This is a genomic window from Pseudomonas sp. ES4 (assembly GCF_050586665.1).
Classification (GTDB): Bacteria; Pseudomonadota; Gammaproteobacteria; order Pseudomonadales; family Pseudomonadaceae; genus Aquipseudomonas; species Aquipseudomonas frederiksbergensis.
The window spans coordinates 70291-85787 of record NZ_JBOBDO010000003.1; the positions used below are offsets into that span (position 1 = coordinate 70291).

19 protein-coding genes are annotated in these 15497 nt (G+C 61.3%); 12 read left to right on the forward strand and 7 right to left on the reverse strand.

Features of this window, described 5'->3' with window-relative positions; translation table 11 throughout:
- Nucleotides 1–9: 9 nt before the first annotated feature.
- The 3 genes from ACQ4OB_RS04610 to ACQ4OB_RS04620 all read right to left on the reverse strand — a co-directional run bounded on the left by ACQ4OB_RS04610 (nucleotide 10) and on the right by ACQ4OB_RS04620 (nucleotide 2628).
- On the reverse strand, nucleotides 10–1275 hold the full coding sequence (locus ACQ4OB_RS04610; protein WP_430955203.1) for an ABC transporter permease: 1266 nt from the start codon (nucleotides 1273–1275) through the stop codon (nucleotides 10–12).
- Between the two features lies 1 nt (nucleotide 1276).
- Complete coding sequence (locus tag ACQ4OB_RS04615) at nucleotides 1277–1987, reverse strand: ABC transporter ATP-binding protein (protein WP_074871287.1); 711 nt, start codon at nucleotides 1985–1987, stop codon at nucleotides 1277–1279.
- A gap of 74 nt (nucleotides 1988–2061) precedes the next feature.
- On the reverse strand, nucleotides 2062–2628 hold the full coding sequence (locus tag ACQ4OB_RS04620) for a DUF2796 domain-containing protein (RefSeq protein WP_430955204.1): 567 nt from the start codon (nucleotides 2626–2628) through the stop codon (nucleotides 2062–2064).
- A 136-nt stretch (nucleotides 2629–2764) separates the two neighbouring features.
- Here ACQ4OB_RS04620 and ACQ4OB_RS04625 point away from each other — a divergent pair, with 136 nt between their 5' ends.
- Nucleotides 2765–3115 carry a hypothetical protein gene (locus tag ACQ4OB_RS04625; protein WP_076029589.1) on the forward strand — a complete coding sequence of 117 codons (351 nt, stop codon included), beginning with the start codon at nucleotides 2765–2767 and terminating at the stop codon, nucleotides 3113–3115.
- Here ACQ4OB_RS04625 and trxA read toward each other — a convergent pair.
- From trxA to ACQ4OB_RS04640, 3 genes are all read right to left on the reverse strand, one after another.
- Complete coding sequence (gene trxA, locus ACQ4OB_RS04630) at nucleotides 3112–3984, reverse strand: thioredoxin (RefSeq protein ID WP_076029590.1); 873 nt, start codon at nucleotides 3982–3984, stop codon at nucleotides 3112–3114. The genes ACQ4OB_RS04625 and trxA overlap by 4 nt on opposite strands.
- 170 nt (nucleotides 3985–4154) lie before the next feature.
- Entirely contained in the window at nucleotides 4155–4808 is a 654-nt protein-coding gene (locus ACQ4OB_RS04635; protein ID WP_430955205.1) for a class I SAM-dependent methyltransferase, read from the reverse strand.
- Nucleotides 4805–5269, reverse strand: coding sequence for a YbaY family lipoprotein (locus ACQ4OB_RS04640; RefSeq protein WP_430955206.1), 465 nt, complete (start codon nucleotides 5267–5269; stop codon nucleotides 4805–4807). Before ACQ4OB_RS04640 ends, ACQ4OB_RS04635 begins: the two co-directional genes overlap by 4 nt.
- A gap of 128 nt (nucleotides 5270–5397) precedes the next feature.
- Between ACQ4OB_RS04640 and nrdR the strand changes: the two genes are divergently transcribed.
- The 11 genes from nrdR to ACQ4OB_RS04695 all read left to right on the forward strand — a co-directional run bounded on the left by nrdR (nucleotide 5398) and on the right by ACQ4OB_RS04695 (nucleotide 13461).
- Nucleotides 5398–5862 (forward strand): transcriptional regulator NrdR, encoded by a 465-nt coding sequence (nrdR, locus tag ACQ4OB_RS04645; RefSeq protein ID WP_003228656.1) that lies wholly within the window; start codon nucleotides 5398–5400, stop codon nucleotides 5860–5862.
- Nucleotides 5859–6992, forward strand: coding sequence for a bifunctional diaminohydroxyphosphoribosylaminopyrimidine deaminase/5-amino-6-(5-phosphoribosylamino)uracil reductase RibD (ribD, locus tag ACQ4OB_RS04650; protein ID WP_074871278.1), 1134 nt, complete (start codon nucleotides 5859–5861; stop codon nucleotides 6990–6992). Before nrdR ends, ribD begins: the two co-directional genes overlap by 4 nt.
- Nucleotides 6993–7038: 46 nt before the next feature.
- On the forward strand, nucleotides 7039–7704 hold the full coding sequence (locus tag ACQ4OB_RS04655) for a riboflavin synthase (protein ID WP_074871276.1): 666 nt from the start codon (nucleotides 7039–7041) through the stop codon (nucleotides 7702–7704).
- A 31-nt stretch (nucleotides 7705–7735) separates the two neighbouring features.
- Nucleotides 7736–8827: a bifunctional 3,4-dihydroxy-2-butanone-4-phosphate synthase/GTP cyclohydrolase II gene (gene ribBA, locus ACQ4OB_RS04660; protein WP_033059428.1), complete on the forward strand. Its 1092-nt coding sequence runs from the start codon at nucleotides 7736–7738 to the stop codon at nucleotides 8825–8827.
- 91 nt (nucleotides 8828–8918) lie between these two features.
- Entirely contained in the window at nucleotides 8919–9395 is a 477-nt protein-coding gene (ribH, locus tag ACQ4OB_RS04665; RefSeq protein WP_074871273.1) for a 6,7-dimethyl-8-ribityllumazine synthase, read from the forward strand.
- Nucleotides 9392–9892: a transcription antitermination factor NusB gene (gene nusB / locus ACQ4OB_RS04670; RefSeq protein WP_008153530.1), complete on the forward strand. Its 501-nt coding sequence runs from the start codon at nucleotides 9392–9394 to the stop codon at nucleotides 9890–9892. Before ribH ends, nusB begins: the two co-directional genes overlap by 4 nt.
- Nucleotides 9893–9910: 18 nt before the next feature.
- Nucleotides 9911–10876, forward strand: coding sequence for a thiamine-phosphate kinase (thiL, locus tag ACQ4OB_RS04675; protein WP_430955207.1), 966 nt, complete (start codon nucleotides 9911–9913; stop codon nucleotides 10874–10876).
- A complete protein-coding gene (locus ACQ4OB_RS04680; protein WP_008033735.1) occupies nucleotides 10873–11376 on the forward strand; it encodes a phosphatidylglycerophosphatase A family protein in 504 nt (167 codons plus the stop codon). The genes thiL and ACQ4OB_RS04680 overlap by 4 nt, the downstream gene beginning before the upstream one ends.
- Nucleotides 11377–11627: 251 nt before the next feature.
- A complete protein-coding gene (gene ribA, locus ACQ4OB_RS04685) occupies nucleotides 11628–12245 on the forward strand; it encodes a GTP cyclohydrolase II (RefSeq protein ID WP_074871269.1) in 618 nt (205 codons plus the stop codon).
- Entirely contained in the window at nucleotides 12242–12661 is a 420-nt protein-coding gene (locus tag ACQ4OB_RS04690) for an MFS transporter (RefSeq protein WP_074871267.1), read from the forward strand. Before ribA ends, ACQ4OB_RS04690 begins: the two co-directional genes overlap by 4 nt.
- Nucleotides 12661–13461 carry a cobalamin-binding protein gene (locus ACQ4OB_RS04695; protein WP_074871265.1) on the forward strand — a complete coding sequence of 267 codons (801 nt, stop codon included), beginning with the start codon at nucleotides 12661–12663 and terminating at the stop codon, nucleotides 13459–13461. Before ACQ4OB_RS04690 ends, ACQ4OB_RS04695 begins: the two co-directional genes overlap by 1 nt.
- A gap of 113 nt (nucleotides 13462–13574) precedes the next feature.
- Here ACQ4OB_RS04695 and ACQ4OB_RS04700 read toward each other — a convergent pair whose 3' ends face one another.
- Entirely contained in the window at nucleotides 13575–15458 is a 1884-nt protein-coding gene (locus tag ACQ4OB_RS04700) for a TonB-dependent receptor domain-containing protein (RefSeq protein WP_430955208.1), read from the reverse strand.
- Between the last annotated feature and the right edge of the window lie 39 nt (nucleotides 15459–15497).

Genomic DNA, 15497 nt, shown 5'->3' on the forward strand with positions numbered 1-15497 from the left:
TCAACGTCCTCATAAACGGATCGACAGGCCATCGGCCAAGGATTGGCGATACGCGCGCCAGGCTGGCACGCTGCCCATCAGCAATGCGGCGATCAGGATGCCACCGAGCAGCGTCCATTCATATTCGCTCGGCCAGGCCAGCGGCAAATACAAACCGTAATTGGCTTGCACGTAACCTTGGGCCAAGGCGATGCCCACATACAGCAGCGCTACACCGGCAATCACGCCGGACAGTGCCAAGGCAAACGCCTCCAGCACCAGCAACGTCGCGATGTGCCACGGCCGGGCACCCACCGATCGCAGAATCGCCATCTCCCGACGGCGTTCGTTGAGGCTGGTGAGGATCGCCGTGAGCATGCCGATCAACCCGGTCAGCACCACGAACAGCGAGACCACGAACAAGGCTTTTTCCGCCGTGCTCATCAAACTCCACAGTTCTTGCAACGCCACGCCCGGCAGGATCGCCAGCATCGGTTCACCGCGGAATTCGTTGATCTCACGCTGCAGTGCGAAGGTCGAAATCTTGCTGTTGAGGCCGAGCATGAACGCGGTGATCGCTTGCGGCGTCAGGTCCATGTTGCGCGCCTGATCGGCACTGATCCGGCCATTACCGCGCGCCGGCACGCCGTTGTGCCAGTCGACGTGAATCGCTTCCATGCCGCCGAGGCTGATGTGCAGCGTGCGGTCCACCGGTGTGCCGGTGCGTTTGAGAATGCCGACCACGGTGAATGGCTTGTCGTCGTGCTTGACCAGGCTGATCACTGCCACGCCATGGGCCAGCACCAGTTTGTCGCCGAGCTTGTAGTGCAGGGCATCGGCCACTTCGGCGCCGAGCACCACTTCGAACGGGTCGGTGGCGAAAGCGCGGCCGTCGGCCAGCTCCAAGTGTTGCCGATGACCGTATTGGTAATGCTCGAAGTACGCCTCGGTGGTGCCCATCACGCGATAACCGCGATGGGAGTCGCCGAGGGACATCGGGATCGCCCACTTCACTTTCGGGTTGTTGGCGAAGTGTTCGAAGCTGTCCCAGCGGATGTTGTTGGTCGCGTTGCCGATGCGGAACACCGAGTACAGCAACAGGTTCACCGAGCCGGAACGGGCGCCGACAATCAGGTCGGTACCGCTGATGGTGCTGGCGAAACTGGCCTTGGCTTCGGTGCGCACCCGCTCCACCGCCAGCAGCAGGCAGACCGACAGGGCGATGGCGAACGCGGTGAGGATCGCGGTGAAGCGGCGGTTAGCCAGGCTGGCCATGGCTAGACGAAACAAATACATCTCAGACCTCGGACGGGGTGGCGGCGCGATTGAGATCGGCCAGCGACAGGTGGCGATCGAACAGCGGTGCCAGGCTTTGGTCGTGGCTGACGAACAGCAGGCTCGACCCGGCTTCGCGGCATTCGGCGAACAGCAAGCGAAGGAAATTCTCGCGGGCGTCGTAATCCAGGGCCGAGGTCGGTTCGTCGGCGATCACCAATTCAGGCTGACCGATCAACGCGCGCGCGGCAGCGACCCGTTGCTGTTGGCCGATGGACAGCGAATCGGCGCGACGACTGAGGATGCTTTCATCTTTCAAACCCAAGTGGGCGAGGAGGGTGGCCGCCGCCTGATCGACGCTGCCGTGGCGCTGGATCGCCCGTTCGGCGCGCAGTTTGGAGAAGTGGCAGGGCAACTCGACGTTCTCGCGCACCGAGAGAAACGGCAGCAAGTTGAACTGCTGGAAGATGTAGCCGGTGTGATCGACCCGAAAGCGGTCGCGAGCGCCGGCCGAGAGTTCGGTCAGTTCCTGGCCCAGCAATCGGATGCTGCCGCGATTGGGCTTCTGCACACCGCCGAGCAGGCCGAGCAGGGTGGTCTTGCCGCTGCCGCTGGGACCTTTGAGGAACAGGGTTTCGCCGGGCTCCAGGCGAAACGCCGGGATATCCAGCAGCGGCGGATGACCGGGCCAACTGAAGCCCAGGTCGGACAGTTCGATGAGTGCTTGGGTCATGTGAAACCGGTCAGGTTGGTGGTGAACCCTGTGGGAGCGAGCAAGCCCGCTCCCACATTGGTTCTGCGGTGAATTTAGAATTTCAGGGCGGCAGCCTTGGCCGTCACTTCTACGCCTTGCTGCCCGCTCGGGCTGATCAGTTGTACCTGAATTTTCTGGGTCGCCGGGAAGGTGTTGAAGATATTCGCCAGGTCCAGGGTTTTCAGTGCGCCAGGTGCCGAGCAGCTGAATTGATAATGAGCGTGGATTTCGCTGTGGTCGTGGTGATGCTCGCCCTTGGCCTCTTCATCGGCATCCGGCTTGTCACCGAACAGCGGGCTTTCCAGTTCATGGGTTGCCACCACGCAACCGGCGGCTTTCGGCAGGTTGAACAGCACCAGTGGTTTCTCAAGCTGCGCACGAACGGCGGCGACTTTGGCTTTGTCGGCATCGGTGGTGGCGGCGTGTTCGAAACCCACCAGGTTCATCGCCGGGCTTTCCAGTTCCAGCTCCAGGGTTTGTCCATCCAGCGCTGCGTTCAGGCGACCGACACCATGTTCGTGGGCGCCGAGGCTGCCGTGCTCATGATCATGTTCATCAACGGCGTGGGCGACCGCCAGCGGCAACAGGGCAAACGGCAGAGCGAGAAGCAGACGGCGCATGGTGGGGTCTCCGAAAAGTAAAATGAAGAACTTGTTATGTAATCTTATAACGTAAGCGCCGAGAGTTTGACCGTCTGCTTGGCGTTGCACAAGTCCCATGGGAGCATGCAAGTCAGAAATGTGCAGGAGCAGACTTATGTTGCGAATACGCGGAAGCATCGGCGACTGGCCGGTGGATTTGACGCTGGAGATGGATGACGGCGACTGGGCACGGCTCGGTGCGCAGTTGCAGGTGGTGAAACCGGAGGCCAGTGCTGCGCCGGCAAAACCGGTCAATCAGGATGAGGCGCTGTGGCAGATCGCCAAGGATTTGCTGCGCAAGGCCGGGCAATTGAGCGGGCCGGATTTGCTCGATCAGCTGGAAGGGCTGACCGGCAGTGCGGCGTCGGGCAAGCGCTTGCTGGTGCGTTTGCGTCATTGCGCTGATGTGAAGGTGACGAGCGGCGGGGATACGCCGCTCTACAGCTGGCAAGAACCAGCTACTTAATACAACGCGGCAAACAACTTGCGGCGGTACGTGGTCACCAGCGGGTGATCGTTGCCCAGCAGTTCGAACACCTGCAGCAAGGTCTTGTGCGGCAGGCCTTCGCTGTAGCTGCGATTGCGTACGAACAGCTTGAGCAACCCATCCAGCGCCGCGTCGTATTGCTGGCGGGCCAGTTGCTGGATTGCCAGCTGATAAACCGCTTCATCGTCCTGCGGATTTTTCGCCAGACGCGCTTTCAGGTCTGCCGCATCCGGCAAATCCCTGGCCTGACCGAGGAACTGGATCTGCGCCTTGGCGCCGGCCAGCGCGGCCTTGTGTTCATCGGTCTTGACCGCGTCGAGCACGATTTGCGCTTCGCCCAACTCGCCACGTTCGGTGAGGCAGCGAGCGTAGAGAATCAGCGCCTTGGCATTGGTGTTGTCTTCGCCCAACAGCACTTTGAGGATGGCTTCGGCATCGGCAAAGCGATTGTCATCGAACAGCGCCTGAGCTTGCTCAAACGGATCGGCAGCCGTCGGCGGTGGCATTTGCACGTGTGGTTCGAGCATTGCGCGTACCGCAGATTCCGGCTGTGCACCGGCAAAACCGTCCACCGGCTGACCGTCCTTGAACAGCACCACTGTCGGCAGGCTGCGAATGCCGAAGCGCGAAACGATGTCCGGCTCGACGTCGCAGTTGACCTTGGCCAGCAGTAACTCGCCCTGATAGCTCTCGGCGATGGTTTGCAGCATCGGCATCAAGGCCTTGCACGGCGCACACCATTCGGCCCAGAAATCCACCAGCACCGGTTTGTGGAAAGAGTTCTCGATCACCGACTGCTCGAAATCGGCAGTCGTGGCGTCGAAGATGTACGGCGTTTCCTGACTCATGGGGGATCTCTTGAAAGCGTGCATGGGGCAACTATACGACTTGGCGGGGTGTGGCTGAAAGTGTGGGCAGTCTGACAGATTGCCTTCGCGGGCAAGCCCGCTCCCACAGGGGAATGCGGTCAACTGTGGGAGCGGGCTTGCTCCAGGCGGCGTTCCGACGAAGCTTTTAGCTAACGCCGCGCATGGTAAAGGCTCACATGCCGAAACTCTTCGGGCTCGGCCAGATCGGGCAAGGTCATCGCTTCCAGCATCTCGATGCGTTGATACAACGGGTGGCGAAAATCCCTTACCCGTGAATCCGCCACCAGGGCTTGCTGGCCGCGACTGAGGAATTCATCGAGCAACGGCAGATTCGCCCGGTCGTACAGCACGTCGGCCACCAGAATCAGATCAAACCGATCCGCTTCGGCGAAAAAATCCGTCGAGTAGTCGAGGTGTACGCCGTTGAGTTCGGCATTCGCCCGGCACGCCGCAATCGCCAGCGGGTCGAGGTCACAGGCCACTACTTCCAACGCTCCGGCCTTCACCGCCGCAATCCCCGCCACCCCGGAACCGGCGCCGAAATCCAGCACCCGCTTGCCTTTGACCCATTCAGGGAATTCAGCGAGATAGCGGGCGACCGCCAGCCCACTGGCCCAGCAAAAACTCCAATAAGGCGGCTCATGGAGAATTCGCCGGGTTTCTTCCGGGCTGAATGCGCGGTCCATGTTGTCGCCATCGATCAGCCAAAGCTTCAGATCGGTGTCCGGCAGTTCATAGGCAACCAGCTGCGCGTCACCGAGCAGTTCACCCAGCGCCTGTTGCAGGTCGAGCGGTGCAATCATGGCGCTTTGACGAATTGCAGCTGACCCAGCATTTGCGTCGTTGGCTGCGTGATGACTTGCGGCGGCAGATGCAAAATCAGCTGGCCGGACTGGCTGGCGCGGCCACGCAGTTCAACGCGGGCACCGACCGGGAAGGATTCCGGATTGAAACGCAGGTGAAACGGCAGAATCTGATTGGTGCCGATCAGGCTGGAACTGGCCAGCAATTGTTGCGGACGGTCCTTTTCATCGACTACCAGCAGCGCCAGTTCGACTTCGGCGCCGGCCGGCACGCCTTGCAAGGTGCCGCTCAATTCACGCTGATACGCGGGCAACGGGCCGAGGTTGGCCGATTCCCTGGCTTTCTTCTGCGCGGCCTGTGGCGCGGGGCCTGGTGTCGGCGGCTGGGGCTTGGGTGCATCGCTGCTGCAGGCCACCAGCAGGCTGAAAAGACTGAGCAAAACCAGCGGTCTTAGGGACATTTTCGGCTCCAGCAAGGTGAAATCCATGGATCTAGCTCTATAGCCCGTCTGTATACCGCAAACCCTATGGCTTGTCTTGCCACGGGGATGCGCTACCATGGCCCTCCCTTTTTTTGTTGCCTGCCACCATGCACTGTCCCTTCTGCGGTGCCAACGACACCAAGGTCATCGACTCGCGTCTGGTCGCCGAGGGCGAACAGGTACGCCGCCGGCGTGAATGCCTGGCCTGCGGCGAGCGTTTCACGACGTTCGAGACGGCCGAACTGGTGTTGCCGCGCCTGATCAAAACCGACGGCAGCCGCCAGCCGTTCGACGAAGAAAAACTCCGCGCCGGCATGCAGCGTGCGCTGGAGAAGCGCCCGGTGAGTGTCGAGCGCCTGGAATCGTCGTTGGTGCACATCAAACACAAACTGCGCGCCACCGGTGAGCGAGAGGTTAAATCCCTTGTCGTCGGTGAACTGGTGATGGCCGAGCTGCAAAAGCTCGACGAAGTCGCCTACATTCGTTTCGCCTCCGTGTATCGACGCTTCCAGGACCTCAACGAGTTCCGCGAAGAGATCGATCGCCTGGCCCGTGAGCCGGTGAAAGAATGACCCCCACTTCCGAACAAGCCATCCTCGACGCTCATTACATGGCCCGCGCGCTGGAACTGGCGCGCAAAGGTCATTACACGACCCACCCCAACCCTCGGGTTGGCTGCGTGATCGTGCGTGACGGGCAAATCGTCGGCGAAGGCTGGCACGTGCGCACCGGCGAACCCCACGCCGAAGTCCACGCCCTGCACGCCGCCGGCGACAAGGCTCGAGGCGCCACCGCTTACGTGACCCTCGAACCTTGCAGCCACCACGGACGCACGCCGCCTTGTGCGGACGCGCTGGTACATGCCGGTGTGGCTCGGGTCGTCGCGGCGATGCAAGACCCGAACCCGTCGGTGGCCGGTCGAGGCATGCAGCGCTTGGCCCAGGCCGGCATCGCTACCGAAAGCGGCGTGCTGGAAGGCGAAGCACGCAAGCTCAATGAAGGTTTCCTCAAGCGCATGGAGCACGGCTTGCCGTTCGTGCGGGTCAAGTTGGCCATGAGCCTCGACGGTCGCACGGCGATGGAAAGCGGCGAAAGCCAATGGATCACCGGCCCGGCGGCACGTTCGGCGGTACAACGCCTGCGCGCGCAGGCCAGCGTGGTGCTGACCGGCGCCGACACGGTGCTGGCGGACAATGCCCGTCTCACTGTGCGTGCCGATGAGTTGGGCCTGGACCCTGAGCAAACCGCTTTGGCCATGAGCCGTCCGCCGCTGCGTGTGTTGATCGACGGTCGCCTGCGCGTGCCGCTGGACGCGCCGTTCTTCAAGGCTGGCCCGGCGCTGGTCGCCACCTGCATGGCGATTGAAGAGCAATACGCCAACGGTCCGGAATGCCTGATCGTGGCGGGCGAGGATGGCTTGGTCGACCTGCGCAAACTGCTGGTCGAACTCGCCGCCCGCGGGGTCAACGAAGTGTTGGTCGAAGCGGGCCCGCGTCTGGCCGGGGCTTTCGCTCAGCAAGGGCTGGTGGACGAGTTTCAGATTTTCATCGCTGGCAAGTTTTTAGGTTCGTCTGCGCGCCCGTTGCTGGATTGGCCGCTCGCGCAAATGAAGGATGCGCCTGAACTCAAAATCATCGAAATTCGCGCGGTTGGCGATGACTGGCGAGTCATCGCCATTCCTTCGCCAGCGGCGAGCGTATAATTCCGGGCCTGCGCCACGCGACAGCCCTGTTCTCGAGGAGGACTCCATGTTTACCGGCATCATCGAATCCATCGGCAGTATTCGTGCATTGACCCCAAAAGGCGGAGATGTGCGGGTACACGTAGAAACCGGCAAGCTCGACCTGAGCGACGTCAAACTGGGCGACAGCATCGCAGTCAACGGCGTGTGCCTGACCGCGGTTGAATTGCCAGGCAACGGCTTTGCGGCGGACGTCAGTCGCGAAACCCTCGACTGCACCGCCATGAATGATCTGAAAAGCGGCAGCCCGGTGAACCTGGAAAAAGCCCTGACCCCGACCACTCGCCTCGGCGGGCATCTGGTCAGCGGGCACGTTGATGGCGTGGGCGAAGTGGTTGCCCGTACCGAGAATGCTCGCGCTGTGGAGTTCCGCATCCGCGCTCCCAAAGAGCTGGCCAAGTACATCGCCCATAAAGGCTCGATCACCGTCGACGGCACCAGCCTGACCGTGAACGCGGTCGATGGCGCCGAGTTCATGCTGACGATCATTCCGCATACCCTGAGCGAAACCATCATGGCGTCTTACCAGCCAGGTCGCCGGGTGAATCTTGAAGTTGACTTGCTTGCCCGTTATCTGGAACGCCTGCTGTTGGGCGACAAGGCCGCAGAGCCAGCAAAGTCCGGAAACATCACTGAAAGCTTTCTGGCCGCCAACGGCTACCTCAAATCCTGAAGCTCAAATTTCGAAAGAAGGGGGGTGCCTTGTGGCGCTCAATAGCATCGAAGAACTGGTTGAAGACATCCGCCAAGGCAAGATGGTCATCCTCATGGATGACGAAGACCGCGAGAACGAAGGCGACCTGATCATGGCCGCCGAGTGCTGCCAGCCTGAACACATCAACTTCATGGCCAAGCACGCCCGTGGCCTGATCTGCATGCCGATGAGCCGCGAGCGCTGCGAACTGCTGAAACTGCCTTTGATGGCGCCGCGCAACGGTTCCGGCTTCGGCACCAAGTTCACCGTGTCCATCGAAGCGGCCACCGGCGTGACCACCGGCATCTCTGCTGCTGACCGTGCGCGCACCGTGCAAGCCGCTGCCGCAAAAGACGCCAAGGCTGAAGACATCGTCAGCCCCGGCCACATCTTCCCGCTGATGGCCCAGGCTGGCGGCACCCTCGCTCGCGCCGGCCACACCGAAGCGGCGTGCGACCTGGCGCGCATGGCCGGTTTCGAGCCGAGCGGCGTGATCTGCGAAGTGATGAACGACGACGGCACCATGTCCCGCCGCGCCGAACTGGAAGCGTTTGCTGCCGAACACAACATCAAGATCGGCACCATCGCCGACCTTATTCACTACCGGATGATCCACGAACGTACCGTTCAGCGGATTGCCGAGCAGCCGCTGGACAGCGAACTGGGCCAATTCAACCTGGTGACCTATCGTGATTCGGTGGAAGGCGACGTGCACATGGCCCTGACCCTGGGCACCGTGTGCGCCGAAGAGCCGACCCTGGTTCGCGTGCACAACATGGACCCGCTGCGCGACCTGTTGATGGTCAAGCAACCTGGCCGCTGGAGCCTGCGCGCCGCGATGGCCGCGGTCGCCGAGGCTGGAAGTGGCGTGGTGCTGTTGCTCGGTCACCCGCTCGATGGCGACGTGTTGCTGGCGCATATCCGCGAAACCGCGGAGCACGTTCCGGCGAAAAAACCGACCACCTACAGCATTGTTGGTGCCGGTTCGCAGATCCTCCGGGACCTGGGCGTACGCAAAATGCGCCTGATGAGTGCGCCGATGAAATTTAATGCGATATCCGGTTTCGATCTGGAAGTTGTAGAATACGTGCCCTCCGAATAATGACCGGTTGTTTCCAGTCCTTGATTCGCGGTTAACACATCACTGAGGGACGCGTAGAAAACGCGTCCCGGCTCTTTAAGAGATCTAACGAATGACCCTGAAGACCATCGAAGGTACCTTCATCGCCCCTAAAGGCCGCTACGCTTTGGTAGTAGGCCGTTTCAACAGCTTCGTCGTTGAAAGCCTGGTCAGCGGTGCAGTTGATGCCCTGGTTCGCCACGGCGTGAGCGAAAGCGACATCACCATCATCCGCGCACCTGGCGCCTTCGAAATTCCGCTGGTTGCGCAGAAAGTCGCTCAGAAGGGCGAATACGCGGCAATCATCGCCCTGGGCGCGGTCATTCGTGGCGGTACTCCGCACTTCGAATACGTGGCGGGCGAATGCACCAAGGGCCTGTCCCAGGTGTCCATGGAGTTCGGCGTTCCAGTCGCATTTGGCGTGCTGACCGTTGATTCCATCGAGCAAGCCATCGAACGTTCCGGCACCAAGGCCGGTAACAAAGGTGCTGAAGCTGCCCTGTCCGCTCTGGAAATGGTCAGCCTGCTGGCGCAGTTGGAGGCCAAGTGATTAGCGACGAAAGCGATCGTTTCAACCCGCGCGATCCAAAGCCTGCGGATGCCGGCAAGCCATCGAAAAGCGTCAAGCGTCGCGAAGCCCGTCAGCTCGCGACTCAGGCGCTGTACCAATGGCACATGGCCAAGCAATCTTTGAACGAGATCGAAGCGCAGTTTCGGGTCGATAACGATTTCAGCGATGTCGATGCCGCGTACTTCCACGACATCCTGCACGGCGTTCCGGCTCACAAGCCTGAAATCGACGCTGCACTGACGCCGTGCCTGGACATCACCATCGAAGAGCTGGACCCGGTTGAACTGGCCGTTCTGCGCCTGTCGACCTGGGAACTGCTCAAGCGCGTCGACGTGCCGTACCGCGTTGTGATCAACGAAGGTATCGAGCTGGCGAAAGTCTTCGGTTCCACCGACGGCCACAAGTTCGTCAACGGTGTACTCGACAAGCTGGCCCCGCGTCTGCGTGAAGCTGAAGTGAAGGCGTTCAAGCGCTGATTGGCGCTTGCAATCGCTATGGGTGAGTTTGAGCTGATCCGCAATTTCTTCGCCGCCGCGCCTTGTGCGCAGGGCGGCGAAGGCGTTGCCCTTGGGATCGGCGATGACTGCGCCTTGCTAGCTGTTCCTCCCGGGGAGCAGTTGGCCATTTCTACCGACACACTGGTTGCCGGTGTGCATTTCGCAGATCCTTGCGACCCGTTCCTGCTCGGTCAGCGCTCGCTGGCTGTGGCTGTCAGTGATCTGGCCGCCATGGGCGCCACCCCCATTGCCTTTACCCTTGCCCTGACCTTGCCGACGGTGACCACCGATTGGCTGGACGCCTACGCCCGTGGTTTGAACGTCATGGCGCAGCGCTGCGGTGTGGCGCTGGTGGGGGGGGATACCACCCGTGGGCCATTGAGCCTGACCATGACCGTGTTCGGTCGTGTGCCGGCAGGTCTGGCGTTGACCCGCAGCGGTGCGCAGCCAGGCGATTTGCTGTGCGTTGGCGGTGAGCTTGGCAACGCCGCGGGTGCATTGCCGCTGGTGCTCGGTCAGCGAATGGCTGATGCGGCCATCGCTGATCCGTTGCGTGCCCATTACTGGTCGCCGCAACCGCAGCTGGGCCTGGGCATGGCGTTGCGCGGCAGAGCTAGTGCGGCGCTGGACATCTCCGATGGCCTGCTCGCCGACTGCGGGCACATTGCCCTGGCGTCGAAAGTCGGGGTTCAGGTAGAGCGCAGTAAACTGCCATTGTCGAAGGCGCTGCTGGCCTTCCTCGGCCAGTCTGGCGCTGAGCAAGCCGCCTTGAGCGGCGGTGACGATTACGTGCTGGCCTTTACCTTGCCGCCCGCCGAGTTGCCATCATTGCTGGCGGACGGCTGGCCGATCCATGTGGTCGGCCGTGTCGTGACGGGGCAGGGCGTAGTGCTGCTCGACGCCGACGGACAAGACATCACCCCGCAAACCCGGGGCTATCAACATTTTCGGGAGACACCGTGACAGATCATCCCAAACAGGTCCCGGCGGAATTCGTGCCGCCCTCGGTATGGCGCAATCCGTGGCATTTCCTGGCGTTCGGCTTCGGCTCGGGCACCTTGCCAAAAGCACCGGGCACCTGGGGTTCGTTAGTTGCGCTGCCCTTTATCCCGTTGTGGCAGATGCTGCCCGATTGGGGTTACTGGCTGATGCTCGGCATCACCATGCTGTTTGGCTTCTGGCTGTGCGGCAAGGTCGCCGACGATTTGCGGGTACACGACCACGAAGGCATCGTCTGGGACGAAATGGTCGGGATGTGGATCACCCTGTGGCTGGTGCCGGAAGGCTGGTACTGGTTGCTCGCCGGATTTTTGGTGTTCCGCTTTTTCGACATTCTCAAGCCTTGGCCGATTCACTGGATCGACCGGCATGTGCACGGCGGCGTCGGTATCATGCTCGATGATGTATTGGCCGGGGTGTTTGCGTGGTTGGCGATGCAGGGGCTGGTTTGGATTTTTGCCTGACGGGCAAAACTGTAGCGCTTGATTAACCCTGTGGGAGCGAGCCTGCTCGCGATGACGGTGTATCAGCCGGCATCAATGGTGAAAGACAGACCGCTAACGCGAGCAGGCTTACTCCCACAGGGGGCTGTGGTGGTTTGAGATCTAACTTTTTGATTGTTATGCCCCATAATTCAGCCTAAGCGTCTGTTGGAACGTGCTGTTACAATGCCGCGTCTGCGAATCTCCAGTACTTATTGATCAGGAGCACACCGGTGCCTGTCGTTTTTGTCGCCGCTTCCAAGCTGCCAACGCCTTTTGCGCAATTCACCATGCACGGCTTTCTCGATGAGGAAAACGGGCGCGAGCACGTTGTGCTGAGCCTGGGTGAGTTCGCCGACGGTGCCCCGGTACTCGGCCGGTTGCACTCCGAATGCCTGACCGGCGATGCCTTGTTCAGCCAGCGTTGCGACTGCGGCTCGCAACTCGAGGCCGCCTTGCAGGCCATCGCCCGTGAAGGCCGAGGCGTGTTGCTGTACTTGCGTCAGGAAGGTCGTGGCATTGGCCTGCTGAACAAGATCCGCGCCTATGAATTGCAAGATGGCGGCGCCGATACCGTTGAAGCCAACGAACAGTTGGGCTTTGCCGCCGATCAGCGCGACTACGCCATGTGCCTGCCGATGCTGCAGCACTTGGGCGTGAAATCCCTGCGTCTGATGACCAATAACCCACGCAAGGTCAAAGCGTTGACCGACATGGGCATCGTGGTCTCCGAGCGCGTGCCGCTGCATACCGGTCATAACCCGCATAACAAACTCTACCTGGCCACCAAGGCCAGCAAGCTCGACCACATGATGGGCAACGAGCACCAGGGCGAGGCAGACCGGGCGTGACCCGCGGTCAGGTTCGGCGGCGACTGTCCGTCAATTGGTGGCAATACCTGGCGCTGGCCTTGGTGCCGCTGTTCGTGATCAACGGCGTATTCGGCCAGAGCGAGGCGATCCTGCCGGTGCTGGCGATGCCGTTGTTCATCGCCGGTGTGGCTTCGATGTTTGTCAGCCTGAAATTCTTCGGCGGCTACAAACACGCGTTGATCGCCACTCAAAAAGCCCTCGATACCCCTGAAGAACCTGCTGCCTGGATCGCCCTGGCTGCCAAGCGTCGCACGGCATTCCTGGCTGCCGGCCTGCCGGCCTGGATCGCTGCGCTGGCGGTATTCGTCGGTCTCGAAGCCGTGCCGTTGATGCTGCTGGCGCTGTCGACCCTGGTGCTGTTTTACCTCTACCGTATTCCGCGTCAACTCGGCTGATGCGGCCCGTCTGGCTGGCGGTTTTGCTGCTGGCCGTCAGTGGCCCGACGGCGGCGGTCGAACGCGTTGTCAGCCTCGCGCCGTCGCTTTCTGAAATCGTTGTTGAACTGGGTTCGGCTGACCTGCTGGTGGGTGTGCTGGATGCCGGTGAGCGTCCCGCCGAGCTCAAAGACCTGCCTTCGGTTGGCCGCTATGGCCAGCTGGACATGGAGCAATTGCTCAGTCTCAAGCCCGATCTGTTGTTGCTCTGGCCCGGCAGCGTTGGCCCGGCCCAGCGTGAACAGCTCAAACGGTTGAACATCCCGACCTACGTGGCGGAACCGCACAACCTTGAACAACTCACTGCGCAGATTGAGGCGATCGCCTCACAACTCGGCCGTCCGGAGCGTGGTGTTTCATTGGCTGAAAAGTTGCGTCAGCGGCTGGATTCGCTGCGCCAGCGTTATCGTCGAGATGTGCCATTGCGGGTGTTTTACCAGGTCTGGGATCGGCCGCTGTACACCGTGGGTGGCGGGCAGATCATCAGCGATGCGCTTGAAGTGTGCGGGGCGCGCAATGTGTTTGCCGACCTGACGCTACCGGCGCCGCAGGTCAGTGTCGAAGCGGTATTGCAACGCAATCCAGAAGTGATCCTGGCCAGCGATCAGGCGCAGCTTGATGCGTGGAAAGCCTGGCCGCAGGTTGCCGCAGTGGCGCAGAGGCAATTGCTGTTGGTAACGGATAAAGGCCTGGAGCGGCCGAGTGGGCAGATGATCGAAGCGACGGCCAATCTCTGTCAGCTGATTTCGCCTTCACGCTGATCGTTCCCACGCTCTGCGTGGGAATGCCGCCATGGACGCTCCGCGTCCGCTCTTGATGTGACGCAGAGCGTCACGGGATGCATTCCCACGCGGAGCGTGGGAACGATCGTGGGCTAAAGTTCTGGTGTCCAGGTCACCCCAAACATCCACGCCCGACCTTCCTCGCGATACCCATACTGGCTACCTTCATGGCTGTACAGCGCCCGGCTGTAACCCTTGTCCAGCAGGTTATCGACCTTCAGCTCAAGCTTGATCTCACGGTTCAATTCCCAACTGCTGCGCAACCCCAGCAACGCGTACCCGCCCAACGGCTGCTGATTGTTCTCATCGTCATAGCTGCTGCTCACCGCTTGCCAGCTGGCGCCGAGCCCTAGCCGGTCGAACTGCCGATCCAGATCCAGGCTCAAGGTCCGCCGCGCGCGCCGAGCCAGGGTGTGGCCGCTGTCGCGATCCCGCGGGTCGATGATCGCTACGCCGAGGTTGCTCTGCCAGCCGAACAGTTCCTGTTTCAACGCCGCTTCGAAACCGTTGATGCGTGCCTGCGCGACGTTCTGCGGCCGGTTGTTACTGCCGAAAATAATCGCGTCTTCCAGGTCCGTACGGTAAAGCGAAGCTTCCAGGCGAGCAGTGTCGGTCAGCTGACTGCGCCATTGCAGCTCGTAGCTTTTCGACGTCTCGGGTTTCAGATCCGGATTACTGAAATCGGGGTAATACAGGTCATTGAACGTCGGCGCGCGGAAGCCTTCACTGTAGGTCAGCAATACATCGTTGTCCGGATTCAGCGGCAGAGTGAAGGTGCCGCTCCAGCTGTTCTGGCCACCGAACTGCTGGTTCTGATCGCGGCGCAGGCCCAGTTCGGTGGAGAAACTGTCCGCCTGGTAATGATGTTGAATGAACGCGGCGCGGTTCCAGCGGCTGTCCTCGTCGAATGGCGTGCTGCTGTTGACCCGGTCCTCGTACCAGTCGCCGCCGAGGATCAGGCTGTTGCGCTCGTCGAGGGTCAGGTCGTTCTGCCAGTTCACCGAGTCGCGGTACGTGTTGAACACACTGCGTTCATCGCTGAGCTTGTCGAGGGTCTTCTCGCGGTTTTCGCTGTGGCCGAACTCGACGCGGGTTTTCCACAGGTCATTGATCCGCGCATCGACGTAACTGCTGACGCTGCTCACCGCGAAGTCGCTGTAGGGCTGCTGCTGGACTGACTCGAACGTGTCCATGTCGAAGCGGCCGAACGGATTGTCGAACTCGCTTTTGCCACGGTTATCCAGCAGGTTGGCGCCGATTTCGATGTCATCGGTGAGGGCGTGACTCAGGCTCAGACTCATCGATTTGTTGCGGTACTCGTCGTGATCGCCATCGCTGGGATACGACTCGCGGGTGCGATTGATGCCGGCGGTTTCATCAAGGCTGGCGCCGAGGTTGAATCGGGTTTGCTCGTCGCCGCCGGACAGCCCGAGGCTGCGTTCCCAAGTCTGGTTGCTGCCAAAACCCACGTGCATTCGTGGTTGCAGGCCTTGCTTGTCGCCGCGACGTGTGAAGATCTGGATCACCCCGCCAATCGCATCGCTGCCATAAATCACCGAGCGGGAGCCGCGCAACACTTCCACGCGCTCGACCTGTTCGATGTTGATGTGTTGCAGGTTGCTGTCGCCGGAGGTGGAGTTGCCGATGCGCTGGCCGTCGACCAGCACCAGGCTCTGGGCCGATTTGGTGCCGCGAATGTAAATCCCCGGCAGACTGCCGCGCCCGCCGGTTTGCCCGACTTGTACGCCCGGCACACGACGCAGCAAGTCAGTCACGTTGCTTGGTTGCAGACGATCGATGTCTTCGCGGGTGAACACGGTGTTGGCGGCGCTGCTGTCATTGCGCGCTTCGACCTGACGGTTGGCGCTGATCAGCACGTCGGGGAGCTTCAGGGCCTGGTCGCGTTCGAAGGTGTCGGCCAAGAGTTGGCCAGCCGGCAGGAGGGCCAGCGCCAGGGCAAAAGGAGAGAGTTTCATGAACAGTCCGTCGGCGCTTTAAAGCGAATACATTTTTGA